The following is a 13,058-nucleotide window of genomic DNA, read 5'->3' as shown; positions in this document are numbered from 1 at the left end:
TTGTTAATTGTTAATTGTGAAAAGGGCCCATAGCTCAGTTGGTTAGAGCAGCTGACTCATAATCAGCGGGTCGTAGGTTCAAGTCCTACTGGGCCCACCAGTCCCGATGTTACATCGGGACAGAGAATCGAAAATCGACAGTTGAGAAGTGATTAATACAGATTTTCGATTCGGTCAATTTTCGATTATCGAATTTCAAAATTAAAGAAAGGAACCCGTCTTATGGAACGCACGTTAATTATCGTTAAACCGGATGCTGTCGGGAAAAAATTTACGGGAGAAATTATCAAAAGATTCGAAAATAATGGCTTTGAAATAAGCGGCGCGAGATTTATTAAAATGGACAGAAAAAAAGCCGAAGGTTTTTATTATGTCCATGAAGAGAAACCCTTTTTTAAAAGCCTTGTGGAGTTTATGATTTCCGGTCCGGTTTTAGTGTTGTCGGTGAAAAAGGACAATGCGGTAAAAGACGCGCGGAAATTAATAGGGGCTACGAATCCGGTAAACGCGGAAGCCGGGACCATTAGAAAAGATTTTGCCGAGAGTATTGAACGTAACGCTATTCATGGTTCTGATTCACCGGAAACGGCTGAGTTTGAAGTGGGATATTTTTTTAAAGAAGAAGAATTGTTTTAATACGGCGCATTAATTTAATAATTCAATAGTGGCCCACAGGTTGTTGTGGGTTTTTTAATGTATTTTTAAAAGGTGAAAGAATGTATAAAATTTTAGAAAAAAAGAATTTGGGACCAAAACAGCACTTACTTGTTATAGAAGCCGAAGCAGTAAGCAAAAAGGCCAAAGCAGGGCAGTTTTTTATTCTCCGTATTGATAAATACGGGGAAAGGATTCCTTTAACCATAGCTGATTTTGACACGAAAAAAGGCACCATAACCTCAATTTTTCAGGAGGTAGGAAAAACCACGGAAAAATTGGCAGGCTTAAAAGAAGGGGATTTTGTCCTTGATTTCGCAGGCCCGCTGGGTGTCCCTGTTCATGTTGAGAAATATGGTACAGTTGTTTGTGTGGGCGGCGGGATAGGCACGGCCCCTGTTTATCCGCAGGCAAGGGCATTGAAAGAGGCGGGAAACAAGGTTATTTCTATTATCGGGTCAAGGAGCAGTAACCTTCTTTTCTGGCGGGATAAAATGAAAGCGGTAAGTGATGAACTGCACATTGTTACAGATGACGGGACTGAAGGGGTGCATGGATTTGTCACAGATGTTTTGAGCAATTTGTTAAAAGAGAATGTCCATATTGATAAAGTAATCGCAATAGGCCCGCTGCCTATGATGAAAGCTGTCTGCAAGGTGACAAAACCGTGTAATATTCCAACGACAGTGAGTTTAAACGCGATAATGGTGGATGGAACAGGAATGTGCGGATGTTGCCGTGTTACAGTCGGCGGCAAGGTGAAATTTGCGTGTGTTGATGGCCCTGATTTTGACGGGCTGGCGGTTGATTTTGATGAACTTTCTTTAAGGCAGAGGAGGTTTTTAAAAGAAGAAAGAGAATCTCTTTTATTATACAGGGACATGTTAAATAAAGAAGCTACATGCGGAGAATGTGTAAAAGACAAATGAAAAATGAAAATTGCAAACTGGAAAATTTAAATTTACATTTTTCGTTTTGTGATTTGTAATGGAGCGGAGCGACAGGATGCCGGAAATAAAAACAAAAAGAACAAAAGTTGCGGAACAGGAACCCAAAGTCAGGGCAAAAAATTTTGATGAGGTGTCCTTGGGATATTCTGAAATGGAAGCAAAGGAAGAAGCATCGAGATGCCTTCAATGTAAAAAACCCACATGCATGACGGGATGTCCCGTAGAGGTTGATATCCCTGCGTTTATCAGGTTTATCCAGGATGGAGATTTTGGATCCGCTATCAGCAAGATAAAAGAAAAGAATAATTTACCTGCTATTTGCGGCAGGGTCTGTCCGCAGGAATCACAATGTGAAAAATATTGTGTGCTGGGCAAAAAACATGAACCTGTGGCTATCGGCAGGCTGGAACGGTTTGCCGCTGACCATGAAATATCAAACGGGCAGGCCAATGATATTAAAATATCGAAATCCAGAAGAATAAAAGTGGCTGTAATTGGTTCGGGGCCCGCCGGGTTAACAGCGGCCGCGGACCTTATACGAATGGGTTATACCGTGCATGTGTTTGAATCATTGCATGATACCGGAGGGGTTTTAAGATACGGGATACCCGAGTTTCGGCTTCCGAAAAGGATTTTGGATATAGAAGTTGAAAATATTAAGAAAATGGGTGTGGAATTCAGGTTGAATATGGTTGTCGGGAAAATTTTAACCATTGATGAATTGTTTAAAGATAATTATAAATCGGTTTTTCTTGGGACAGGCGCCGGATTGCCCCATTTCCTTCATGTGCCGGGAGAGAATCTTAATGGTGTTTACTCGGCGAATGAATTTTTAACAAGGGTGAATTTGATGAAGGCTTATCGTTTCCCGGAATATGATACCCCGGTTTCCATAGGGGAAAATGTTTCTGTGATCGGCGCGGGAAATGTAGCTATGGATTCGGCGAGAGTGGCATTGAGGCTTGGAGCAAAAAAAGTTTCTATCGTTTACCGCAGAGGTGAAAAAGAGATGCCGGCAAGGCACGAGGAAATTGAACATGCCAGGGAAGAAGGTGTTGAATTTGAAATTTTAACTTACCCGACTAAAATTTTGGGAAACATCAGCGGGTGGGTTGAGGGAATGGAATGTATCAGGATGGAATTAGGGGAACCCGACACGTCGGGAAGAAGGAGCCCCATCCCTGTAAAGGGTTCGGAATTTATAATGAAGATGGACACAGTTGTTTCGGCTATAGGGCAAAGCCCCAATCCTTTGCTTTTCCAGGCTACACCGTCACTGAAAATTACCGGCAAAGGGACCGTTGTCGCTGATGAAAAAGGGGCCACCGCTATCCAGGGTGTATTCGCCGGCGGTGATGTCGTGACAGGCGCGGCAACGGTTATCAAGGCAATGGGTGCGGGAAAAGTTGCTGCCCGGGCCATTGATGAATTTTTAAGATAGGGGATGGTATCAAGTGAAAATAAAAATTAGCGATATTCCTGATGAGGGGCTGGATATCGAGTTTAAAGAAAACCCGTCAGAATTAAATTTAGAACATGTACAATTGCAAAAACTGGAAGAAGTTAAAGTAAATGTCCGTTTTAAAAAAGAAGATTTTGGTTTTTTGGCTTTTGGGGAAATTAATGTGAAGTGGGACCTGATTTGCAACCGGTGTTTAACTTTTTTCCCTCAGAAAGCAAAAATTGAATTTAATAGGGAGTACCGGTTGAAAGATGAAGAAATAGCAGGAGATGAAATTGAAGAAGAGGAATTAAGCACGGTTTTTATAAAAAATGAAGAGATCAACCTGGAAAAAGATATCAGGGAAGATTTACTTCTGGCAATTCCGATACAAACGTTATGCAAAACAGAATGTAAAGGCATTTGCTCTCATTGCGGCGAAAATTTAAATATAAAAAAATGTAATTGTATTAAGGGGGAAATTGACAGCAGGTGGGAAGCGCTGGCAGAGATAAAGAAAAAGTTTAAAAAAATATAAATTATAAAGTTGTAAAAATTTTTTTTAAGGAGGAAAACCAAAATGGCTTTACCAACAAGAAGACATTCATCTTCCCGCCGTGATTTGCGGCGGACAAATAAGAAATTAACCGCGGTTAATTTATCAACATGCCCGCAGTGCCATGAGAAAAAATTACCGCACAGGGTTTGCCCTGCATGCGGGTATTACGCGGGACAGGAAGAGATGAAAATAGAATTGTAAAATTGCAGGGGCAGACCTCCTTGTCTGCACAATTAAGAAGGGCGAACACATGGGTTCGCCCCTACCGGAGTCATCATGAAGATAGCATTAGATGCCATGGGCGGGGATAATGCTCCGCATATAGAAGTGGAAGGAGCTGTCAAAGCGGCATCGCAGCTTGGAGTGGAGATTGTTCTTGTCGGGGATGAAAATCTGATTAAAAATGAGCTAAGCAAGTACAGCAATAGCCATAGATTGCCTTTAGCAATAGTAAATGCGAAGGAAGTGATTGCTATGGATGAATTGCCCGCGATGGCGGTCAGGAAGAAAAGGGATTCGTCTATAGTTGTGGCTGTTAAATTGGTTAAAGAAGGAAAAGCGGATGCCGTGGTAAGCGCGGGAAGCACTGGCGCGGTTATGACTGCCTGTTTATTTGAACTGGGCAGGCTGAAAGGCATAAGCAGGCCCGCGATAGCGACAGTTATGCCTACATTGTCAGGGCATTCAATACTTTTAGATGTCGGCGCAAACGTGGATTGCCGGGCGAGAAATTTATTGGAATTTGGCATAATGGGGGATGTTTACGCGCGTTATATACTTAAGAAAGATAATCCCAGGGTCGGGCTTCTAAGCGTGGGGGAAGAAGATTCAAAAGGAAACGAATTAATCAAGGAAGCCTATGCTTTTTTTGAAAAAGGGCCTTTTAATTTCATCGGAAATGTTGAAGGAAGGGAAATTGTTAACGGCAAAGCGGATGTCGTAGTCTGTGACGGGTTCATAGGGAATGTGGTCCTGAAATTCGGCGAAAGCGCGGCTGAAATGATTTTGACCCTTTTGAAACAGGAGTTTACAAAAGGCTTTTTATCTAAACTCGGAGTGCTTTTTCTCCGCCCCGCATTAAACAATTTTAAAAAACGGATGGACTATTCCGAATATGGAGGCGCGCCTCTTTTAGGAATAGACGGGGATTGTATAATCTGCCATGGCAGCTCAAATTCAAAAGCAATAATGAATGCCCTGCGTGTTGCAAGGGATTTTTCTGAGCAAAGAGTTAACGATCATATAAAAGAAAATCTTTCTTTGGCTATAGAAGATACAGGAAAAAATAATGGGAGTAAAGATAATAGGGACAGGGTCATATCTGCCGTCTCAGATATTAAACAATTTAGACCTGGAGAAAATAGTTGATACCAGCGATGAATGGATTAAGGCCAGGACGGGAATTTGTGAACGAAGAATCGCTCACCAGAAAGAAGCGTCTTCTGATTTGGCTGTAAAAGCCGGGCGTTTGGCTTTGGAATCCGCTAATATCAGTCCCGATGAGATTGACCTGATTGTTGTGGCTACGGCCACTCCTGATATGCCTTTTCCTTCAACCGCGTGTTTTATCCAGAAAGGATTGAAGGCTTTTTCGAGTGCCTGTTTTGATGTCAGTGCGGCTTGTTCAGGATTTTTATACGCCTTGACAATCGGGGAACAGTTTATTAAATCCGGTTTTTATAAAACTGTTTTAGTTGTGGGGGCGGAGACTTTTTCACGTATCATCGATTGGACAGACAGGAATACATGTGTCCTTTTTGGAGACGGCGCAGGGGCGTGCATTCTGAAGAACGGAAAAGATAACCAGGGAATAATGGCTTTCGATCTCGGGACCGACAGCAGGGCTAGTGAGCTTTTAATGGTACCTGGCGGGGGGTCGAGAAATCCGATAAACGCGCATTTGTTGGAAAACAGGCTCCAGTTTATAAAGATGAAAGGCAATGATGTTTTCAAACATGCTGTGAAACATCTTGTTAGTTCGGCCAGAAATGTGTTAAAAAAGTCTCACATGGTAGCGCAAGATATAGATTTAGTTATTCCGCACCAGGCAAATATAAGGATTATCGAGGCCATCTCAGGAAGACTTGATATACCGATAACGAAGTTTTTTATTAATCTTGATAAATACGGCAATACTTCTGCCGCTTCTATTCCGATAGCTTTGGATGAGGCTGTCAAAAGCGGGCGGGTTAAAAAAGATGATAATGTTTTACTCGCGGCTTTTGGAGGCGGGCTGGTTTGGGGGAGCTGTATTCTGAAATGGTAAGTGACTTATAAAGTTGAAAGTTATCCGCCTAAGGCGGATGAATTTTAAAACATTATAAACAAAATGGGAGTTTTTTATGTTAAAAACAAAGCTATGCGATTTATTGTGCATTGAATATCCTATAATTCAAGGGGGGATGGCATGGGTCTCCGATGCGGCACTTGCGTCGGCGGTTTCGAATGCCGGGGGGTTGGGAATAATAGCATCCGGCTCTATGCCGCCCGATATGTTGAGGGAAGAGATTAAAAAAATAAAAACATTGACCAATAAACCTTATGGAGTAAATATTATTTTAATGCGCAAGGATGCGGAAGAAATTTTAAATGTAATTGTAGAGGAAAAAGTTCCTGTGCTTACGACAGGGGCGGGTAATCCCGGTAAATATTTAGATTGGCTGAAAGGTGCGGGAATTAAGGTTTTACCCGTAATTTCATCTGTCCTTTTGGCAAAACGCGTAGCACGCCAGGGAGTTGACGGGGTAATTGCCGAGGGGACGGAATCAGGCGGGCATATCGGAGAGACGACCACTTTGGTTTTAGTCCCGCAAGTAGTTGACGCGGTTGATGTTCCCGTAATCGCGGCGGGAGGTATTGCGGACGGCAGGGGGTTGACAGCCGCGTTATGTCTCGGGGCGTGCGGGGTCCAGATAGGGACAAGATTTATTGCAACCAATGAATGCACCGTTCATGACAATTTTAAACAGGCGATTTTAAAAGCAAACGACCGTGATACTATTGCCACTGGGAGGAATACAGGTCATCCTGTCCGGGTTTTAAAAAATAAACTTACACGTATTTATGAACACCTGGAGAGCCAGGGTGCGACGAAGGAAGAGTTAGAGGCGTTAGGAATCGGCAAATTGCATGCCGCCGCGAGATTGGGAGATGTGGAAGAAGGCTCGGTAATGGCCGGGCAAATATCCGGAATGATAAAGGATATTTTACCCGTGGAGGAGGTCATACATAAAATATTGAGGGAAGCTGATGAAATAATTAATAATTTAAAAGGGGTAACTGTTGATTAAATTGGCTTATATTTTTCCCGGGCAGGGAATACAAAAAATTGGAATGGGTAAGGAGTTATACGACTCCGACTCAAAATTGAGAGACATTTTTGATAAATCCAATGAAATTCTGGATTTTGATTTAACCAGTATTATGTTTTTTGGAGATATTGAAGAATTATCGCGTACAAAAAACACCCAACCGGCAGTTTTTATGGTTAGCATGGCTTATCTTATGTTATTGAAAGAGCACGGCATTTACGCAGACATCCTGGCAGGGCACAGTTTGGGTGAATATTCAGCCTGTGTGGCCGCAGGAATTTTTTCATGGGAAGAAGGGCTGCGTTTAGTTAAAAAAAGGGCTGAACTTATGGAAAATGCCTTTCCTCCCGGATATGGGAAAATGGCCGCAGTTTTAGGCGGAGATAAAAATCTTATCAGGGAAGTTTGTGCCGGCGTTAAAAATACGGGGGTTGTTGAAGTGGTTAATTATAACGCGCCGGGGCAGGTTGTTATTTCCGGTGAATCAAAGGCGGTTGAATCTGCCGGCGAAGAGCTGAAAAAGAAAGGGATAAAAAAGATAATATTTCTCAATACAAAAGGGCCTTTTCATTCCTCGCTGATGAATGAAACAGCCGGGGAGTTTTTTCATTATATGGAAAATATTGAATTTTCAATTCCAAAAATTCCGATAATAAGCAATGTTACAGGTAAACCGCTGACTGATCCACGCGAGATAAAAAAAATGCTTTCATTACAAATGAAATCACCGGTTTTATGGGATGATTCAATAAATTATATTTTAAGTGCCGGAATAACTAATTTTGTTGAGGTTGGGTTTGGAAATGTCCTTGCAGGATTATTAAAGAGAATAAATCCAGGTGCAAAAATAATTTGTATGGATGAAAAATGGAAAGAAATAAAAAAAGGAGAGAGTTTATGGGGCTAAAAGACAGGGTTTCCATTGTTACAGGAGGGGGGCAGGGAATAGGCAAGGCTATTTCTTTAGGACTTGCAAAAAACGGGGCAAAAGTTGTTGTAGTTGATATCAGCCAGGAAAATGCCGATAATATGCTTAAGGAAATTGAAGGATTGGGCGGAAGTGCGTCGGCTTATAAAATGGATGTGAGTAATTTTACGGAAGTTTCTGACGTTACCAATAAAATCCTTGACAAGTATGGTAAAATAGATATACTTGTCAACAATGCGGGTATTACCCGTGACGGCCTTCTTTTGAAGATGAAGGAAGAGGATTGGGACAGGGTTTTAAACATAAACCTTAAGGGTGTTTTTAATTGTACGAAAGCCGTTATTCGTCCAATGCTTAAAGAACGGTGGGGCAGGATTGTTAATATAGCTTCAATCGTAGGGCTTATTGGTAACGCCGGCCAGGCTAATTATTCTGCAAGCAAGGCTGGTATAATTGGTTTCACAAAGACCGTAGCGAGGGAAGTAGCCAGCCGCAATATTACTGTAAACGCGATTGCGCCGGGATTTATCGCTACAGAAATGACCAAGGTCTTGCCTGATAACGTGAAAGAAAATTTAATGAAACAGATTCCGCTTGGCAGGCTGGGCCAGGTTGAAGATGTGGCCCAGGCCATCCTTTTTTTAGTTTCAGAAAAAGCCGGATATATAACCGGAGAGGTTATACGGGTGGATGGCGGAATGGCAATGTAAATGAGACCACAACTTAGCAAGCTATTGCACAGCTAAGTTGTATGGTCGAATTTACCCCGCATCTTTTTATTATTTAAAAAGTGTGGAAAAACGAACATAGATTAAAAAGTTTTTTAGTATAAAAATAATTTAAATGAGTAAAAGGTGCGGGGTTCGATTTGCAGACGGGCTTCGCAACTATGATTTATCCGCCTGAGGCGGATAAATCATCTGCTCATTGAAAAGGGAGGTGAATTTTTAATGGCAATTGACGAAAAAGTTAAGAAAATTGTTGCTGAACAATTAGGAGTAGATATAGCAGAAGTAAAACCAGAATCTTCTTTTGTAGGGGATTTAGGTGCGGATTCTCTGGATACGGTTGAATTAGTAATGGCGTTAGAAGATGAATTCGGTATTGAGATACCCGATGAAGAGGCTGAAAAAATAATTAATGTTGGAGATGCAATTAAATATATTAACGCCCACAAGTCATAGGGCAAATATATTCAAATTAACATAAAGAAGGGTATAAGAATAGCTTAATACTTATACCCTATTTATTTAAGGGGTCGGGGAATTTCCTGCCTACCGCAGGCAGGCGACCCCTCATCCTGAGGAACGAAGTGACGAAGGATCCTAAAAAATGGACAAGGGAACCTTCGCTTTGCTCAGGATGAGCAGCCGGAAAAATATCCCGGCTGCTCATTTATTTTTGTATGTTACCGAAAAAAGGAGTTTTTGAGTGAAGAAAAGAGTTGTAATAACAGGAATTGGCGTCGTTTCATCTTTGGGAAATAATAGAAATGAATTTTGGCAAAATTTATTTTCTGGTAAAAGCGGGATTGGCCCTTTAACAAGATTTGACGCATCCGGTTATCCGACCAGAATCGCGGGTGAAGTTAAAGATTTTGATCCATCAAAATTTTTAACAAAAAAAGATATCAGGCATATGGATGAATTTTGCCAGTATGGTATTTATGCCTCTTGTTCGGCGGTGGAAGATGCGGGACTTGATTTGTCAAAGGAAGATGTTAATAGAATTGGGGTGGTCATTGGTTCAGGGATCGGCGGTTTGAGGGCGATGGAAGAAGAGCATAAAGTATTATTGAATTCAGGAGTCAGAAGAGTAAGCCCTTTTCTTATACCAATGATGATTGTTAATATGGTTACAGGCCAGACTGCTATAATTCTTGGAGTTAAAGGCCCAAGCACCACTCTGGCTACGGCTTGCGCAACGGGAACACATGCAATTGGTGACGCCTATAAAATCATTCAGCGCGGTGAAGCTGATGTAATGATTGCAGGAGGAAGCGAGTCTCCGTTAACTCCCCTGGGTGTAGCGGGATTTTGTGCGGCAAGAAGTTTATCGGTCCGTAATGATGATCCACAAAGGGCAAGCAGGCCTTTTGATAATGAGCGCGATGGTTTTGTCATGAGTGAAGGTGCCGGTGTTATTGTTCTGGAAACATTAGAACATGCTGTCAGCAGGAAAGCCAAAATATACGGGGAAATGGCAGGTTATGGGATGAGCCTTGATGCATATCATATAACTTCGCCTGACTTAACGGGTGACGGTGCGGCAAGGGCCATGAACAATGCGTTGCTGGATGCGAATTTAAAACCAACTGATGTTGATTATATCAATGCCCATGGGACGTCGACAAAATTGAACGATAAATGTGAAACTTTGGCAATTAAAAAGGTCTTTGGAGATTATGCTCACAAACTTAGTATAAGTTCCACAAAATCAATGACAGGGCATCTTTTAGGGGCAGCCGGGGGGATTGAAGGTGTAATATGCGCTTTAATATTAGATAAAAAGGTTGTCCTTCCGACAATAAATTATGAGTTTCCCGATCCCGAATGTGATTTGGATTATGTCCCCAATAAACCACGGGAAAAAGAGGTAAATGTGGTTTTGTCAAATTCCTTTGGTTTTGGGGGGCAAAACGGAGTCATTATAATGAAGAGGTTTACAATGCAGTGAAAAAAGTTTGAAGAAGGAAAGGCAGGGGGTGAACCCCGCCCTTCCTGAGATTATTTTTAGCGGGTAAAAAGAGAGATAAATTTTTAGAAAATTATGTTCAGTTAATGAAAGTTGAGGTGAAGGGCGGGGTGAATTTAGGAAAAGAGCGAGTAAAAGATCTGCAGGGTTTGGCTAAAAAATTAAAAATTAAAATAAACAATTTACATATTTTTAATCAAGCATTGATACATAGTTCTTATGCCCATGAACAGAAAGATAATACAGGATATAATGAGAAGCTGGAATTTTTGGGAGATGCAGTTTTGAATTTAGTTACGAGTGAATATCTTTATCAGAAATTTCCCCAGGCAAACGAGGGGAATCTTTCTAAGCTTCGGGCAAGAATTGTCAGCGAACCCGTGTTATCTAAAAACGCCAGGCAGTTGAATATCGGCCGTTATTTGCTTCTGGGGCGCGGGGAGGAATCTACTGGCGGCAGAGACAGAGATTCTATTTTGGCAAATACATTTGAAGCTATCATTGGCGCTGTGTATCTAGATTCAGGATTAGAAGAGGCGTACAAATTTATAATCGCACATATGGAGGCAGAAATGTTTTCCAGCAATATTGCCGACTATAAAAGCCAGCTACAGGAATATACACAGGTTAAACTTAAAAAAATCCCTATTTACAGGATTGTTGATGAAATCGGTCCTGAGCATGAAAAGATTTTTGATGTAGAGTTATTGATTGATAATATTGTTTGCGGAAGGGGCCGGGGAAAGAGTAAAAAACAAGCTGAACAATTGGCCGCCCAAATGGCTTTAGAGAAATTTAAATAGTAGGTTTTGACATACTTGCTTTGTTTTAATATTTATGATAATATCTTTTAACACATTTTTAATATAGTGTTTAAATTTAAGCGGGAATAGCTCAGTTGGTAGAGCGCTACCTTGCCAAGGTAGATGTCGCGGGTTCAAATCCCGTTTCCCGCTCCAAATTTTTGCGCTTCGCACAAAAATAGAGCAATCGAAAATCGAGATTTGAAAATAGAGAAAAATAGAATTTCCGCTTGCAGTCTATTTTCGATTCTCGATTTTCTATTTGAGTGCCTGTAGCTCAGTTGGATAGAGCGACGGCCTCCGAAGCCGTAGGCCGGTGGTTCGACTCCACTCAGGCACACCAGTCCCGATAAGTATCGGGACAGAGCAATCGAAAATAGAAAATCGAGATTAGATTGAGGAATTTCTTTGGATTTGTCTATTTTCTATTTTCGATTCTCGATTTTCTAACAGGCGCCTATAGCTCAATTGGATAGAGCAACGGATTTCTAATCCGTGGGCTGGAGGTTCGATTCCTCCTAGGCGCACCAGTCCCGATAAGTATCGGGACAGAGCAATCGAGAATCGAAAATTGAAATTAGATTAATAAAATCTCGATTGCGATCAAATCTCGATTTTCTATTTTCATATACATGGGCCGTTAGCTCAATTGGTAGAGCATCTGACTCTTAATCAGGGGGTTGCTGGTTCGATTCCTGCACGGCCCACCAGATTTTTGCCCGCCCCAGGCGGACAAAAATCAGAGCAATCGAGAATCGAAAATAGAAATTAGATTAAAAAATCTCGATTGTGATCTATTTTCGATTCTCGATTTTCGTACAAATTACAATTTAATTGAAATCAGGAGGTCTTATAATATGAAATTTGATAAACAAAAAATAAAGGAAAAAGCAAAAGAATACGGGCAGTCGCTTTTAATCGCGTTGATTTTAGCGCTTCTTATAAAAACTACCTTAGTGGAGGCAACCTATATTTATGGGGGGTCCATGGAAGAAACATTGATACAAAGTGACCGTGTTTTTGTTAATAAATTTATCTACGGGGTAAAGATACCAGCAACAATTATTGATGTTGAGATATTTTTGGATAAACGTATTCCGACTATTTATCATTTTCCCAAAGTAAGAAACCCCCGGAGAGGAGACGTTGTTGTTTTGACTCCTCCAATATCAAGCGGAAAAAAAGATTTTATAAAAAGAGTGATTGCCTTGGAAGGTGAAACTATTGAAATTAAGGACAAAAAGGTTTTTATTAACGGCAGGATATTAAGTGAACCATACAAGTTTTGTGCGGAGTCAGAAATTCAACCCGGAGATTTTTCGGCAAGAGATAATTTTGGGCCGTATACGGTTCCGGAGGGTAACCTTTTTGTTATGGGTGATAACCGCGATAAGAGTTATGACAGCAGAATGTTTGGTCCGGTCCCAATTGAAAATATAAGGGGAAAAGCTGTTTTTGTTTATTGGCCGCTGACCAGGTGGAACACACTTTAAAATAATTCAAAATTTAAAATGAAAAAGTTAAAATTGAGGGATGCTTCGCATTTTAATAAGATCACAAAGTGATACATGAATTTTACATTTTGACTTTTGACTTTTGAATTTTTATTGTTATCGCCGAGGTGGCGGAACTGGCAGACGCGCTAGACTTAGGATCTAGTCCGCCTAAGGCGGATGCGGGTTCAACTCCCGCCCTCGGCACCAGATTTTTGTCCGCCT

At 41.2% G+C, this 13,058-nt stretch carries 13 protein-coding genes, 6 tRNA genes and 1 pseudogene; all 20 read left to right on the top strand.

Annotated features, from left to right (window positions below; translation table 11 throughout):
• Nucleotides 1-23: 23 nt before the first annotated feature.
• A tRNA-Ile gene (locus AB1498_01240) sits at nucleotides 24-100 on the top strand.
• A 122-nt stretch (nucleotides 101-222) separates the two neighbouring features.
• On the top strand, nucleotides 223-636 hold the full coding sequence (ndk, locus tag AB1498_01235; protein ID MEW6086914.1) for a nucleoside-diphosphate kinase: 414 nt from the start codon (nucleotides 223-225) through the stop codon (nucleotides 634-636).
• An 80-nt stretch (nucleotides 637-716) separates the two neighbouring features.
• Nucleotides 717-1,583, top strand: a complete 867-nt coding sequence (locus AB1498_01230) for a sulfide/dihydroorotate dehydrogenase-like FAD/NAD-binding protein (GenBank protein MEW6086913.1) — start codon at nucleotides 717-719, stop codon at nucleotides 1,581-1,583.
• Between the two features lie 76 nt (nucleotides 1,584-1,659).
• A complete protein-coding gene (gene gltA / locus AB1498_01225; GenBank protein ID MEW6086912.1) occupies nucleotides 1,660-3,045 on the top strand; it encodes an NADPH-dependent glutamate synthase in 1,386 nt (461 codons plus the stop codon).
• A 13-nt stretch (nucleotides 3,046-3,058) separates the two neighbouring features.
• On the top strand, nucleotides 3,059-3,583 hold the full coding sequence (locus AB1498_01220) for a DUF177 domain-containing protein (GenBank protein ID MEW6086911.1): 525 nt from the start codon (nucleotides 3,059-3,061) through the stop codon (nucleotides 3,581-3,583).
• A 42-nt stretch (nucleotides 3,584-3,625) separates the two neighbouring features.
• The gene (rpmF, locus tag AB1498_01215; GenBank protein ID MEW6086910.1) at nucleotides 3,626-3,805 is read left to right on the top strand and encodes a 50S ribosomal protein L32; all 180 of its coding nucleotides are present in this window, start codon (nucleotides 3,626-3,628) and stop codon (nucleotides 3,803-3,805) included.
• 75 nt (nucleotides 3,806-3,880) lie between these two features.
• Nucleotides 3,881-4,876, top strand: a pseudogene (gene plsX, locus AB1498_01210) (phosphate acyltransferase PlsX).
• A gap of 1 nt (nucleotide 4,877) precedes the next feature.
• On the top strand, nucleotides 4,878-5,870 hold the full coding sequence (locus AB1498_01205; GenBank protein MEW6086909.1) for a beta-ketoacyl-ACP synthase III: 993 nt from the start codon (nucleotides 4,878-4,880) through the stop codon (nucleotides 5,868-5,870).
• A gap of 76 nt (nucleotides 5,871-5,946) precedes the next feature.
• Nucleotides 5,947-6,894 (top strand): enoyl-[acyl-carrier-protein] reductase FabK, encoded by a 948-nt coding sequence (gene fabK, locus AB1498_01200; GenBank protein ID MEW6086908.1) that lies wholly within the window; start codon nucleotides 5,947-5,949, stop codon nucleotides 6,892-6,894.
• Nucleotides 6,887-7,822, top strand: coding sequence for an ACP S-malonyltransferase (fabD, locus tag AB1498_01195; GenBank protein MEW6086907.1), 936 nt, complete (start codon nucleotides 6,887-6,889; stop codon nucleotides 7,820-7,822). Before fabK ends, fabD begins: the two co-directional genes overlap by 8 nt.
• Nucleotides 7,813-8,553, top strand: coding sequence for a 3-oxoacyl-[acyl-carrier-protein] reductase (gene fabG, locus AB1498_01190; GenBank protein MEW6086906.1), 741 nt, complete (start codon nucleotides 7,813-7,815; stop codon nucleotides 8,551-8,553). The genes fabD and fabG overlap by 10 nt, the downstream gene beginning before the upstream one ends.
• Before the next feature lie 240 nt (nucleotides 8,554-8,793).
• Nucleotides 8,794-9,027 carry an acyl carrier protein gene (acpP, locus tag AB1498_01185; protein MEW6086905.1) on the top strand — a complete coding sequence of 78 codons (234 nt, stop codon included), beginning with the start codon at nucleotides 8,794-8,796 and terminating at the stop codon, nucleotides 9,025-9,027.
• Between the two features lie 247 nt (nucleotides 9,028-9,274).
• A complete protein-coding gene (gene fabF / locus AB1498_01180) occupies nucleotides 9,275-10,519 on the top strand; it encodes a beta-ketoacyl-ACP synthase II (GenBank protein MEW6086904.1) in 1,245 nt (414 codons plus the stop codon).
• 128 nt (nucleotides 10,520-10,647) lie between these two features.
• Nucleotides 10,648-11,340: a ribonuclease III gene (gene rnc / locus AB1498_01175; protein ID MEW6086903.1), complete on the top strand. Its 693-nt coding sequence runs from the start codon at nucleotides 10,648-10,650 to the stop codon at nucleotides 11,338-11,340.
• Between the two features lie 80 nt (nucleotides 11,341-11,420).
• A tRNA-Gly gene (locus tag AB1498_01170) sits at nucleotides 11,421-11,496 on the top strand.
• A 110-nt stretch (nucleotides 11,497-11,606) separates the two neighbouring features.
• Nucleotides 11,607-11,683 (top strand) — tRNA-Arg (locus tag AB1498_01165).
• 110 nt (nucleotides 11,684-11,793) lie between these two features.
• Nucleotides 11,794-11,870 (top strand) — tRNA-Arg (locus AB1498_01160).
• Nucleotides 11,871-11,974: 104 nt separating this feature from the next.
• Nucleotides 11,975-12,050 (top strand) — tRNA-Lys (locus AB1498_01155).
• A 147-nt stretch (nucleotides 12,051-12,197) separates the two neighbouring features.
• The gene (gene lepB, locus AB1498_01150) at nucleotides 12,198-12,833 is read left to right on the top strand and encodes a signal peptidase I (protein MEW6086902.1); all 636 of its coding nucleotides are present in this window, start codon (nucleotides 12,198-12,200) and stop codon (nucleotides 12,831-12,833) included.
• A 122-nt stretch (nucleotides 12,834-12,955) separates the two neighbouring features.
• Nucleotides 12,956-13,043: transfer RNA gene (locus tag AB1498_01145), tRNA-Leu, on the top strand.
• Nucleotides 13,044-13,058: the final 15 nt, after the last annotated feature.

The sequence above is a fragment of the bacterium genome, from assembly GCA_040754625.1.
Classification (GTDB): domain Bacteria; phylum JACRDZ01; class JAQUKH01; order JAQUKH01; family JAQUKH01; genus JAQUKH01.
This window is presented reverse-complemented; position numbering and strand designations above follow the sequence as displayed.

Coding starts and splice junctions, on each gene's coding strand:
- AB1498_01230 (MEW6086913.1), top strand. CDS start 717: ATGTATAAAATTTTAGAAAAAAAGAATTTGGGACCAAAACAGCACTTA.
- ndk (MEW6086914.1), top strand. CDS start 223: ATGGAACGCACGTTAATTATCGTTAAACCGGATGCTGTCGGGAAAAAA.
- acpP (MEW6086905.1), top strand. CDS start 8,794: ATGGCAATTGACGAAAAAGTTAAGAAAATTGTTGCTGAACAATTAGGA.
- lepB (MEW6086902.1), top strand. CDS start 12,198: ATGAAATTTGATAAACAAAAAATAAAGGAAAAAGCAAAAGAATACGGG.
- fabK (MEW6086908.1), top strand. CDS start 5,947: ATGTTAAAAACAAAGCTATGCGATTTATTGTGCATTGAATATCCTATA.
- rpmF (MEW6086910.1), top strand. CDS start 3,626: ATGGCTTTACCAACAAGAAGACATTCATCTTCCCGCCGTGATTTGCGG.
- fabG (MEW6086906.1), top strand. CDS start 7,813: ATGGGGCTAAAAGACAGGGTTTCCATTGTTACAGGAGGGGGGCAGGGA.
- gltA (MEW6086912.1), top strand. CDS start 1,660: ATGCCGGAAATAAAAACAAAAAGAACAAAAGTTGCGGAACAGGAACCC.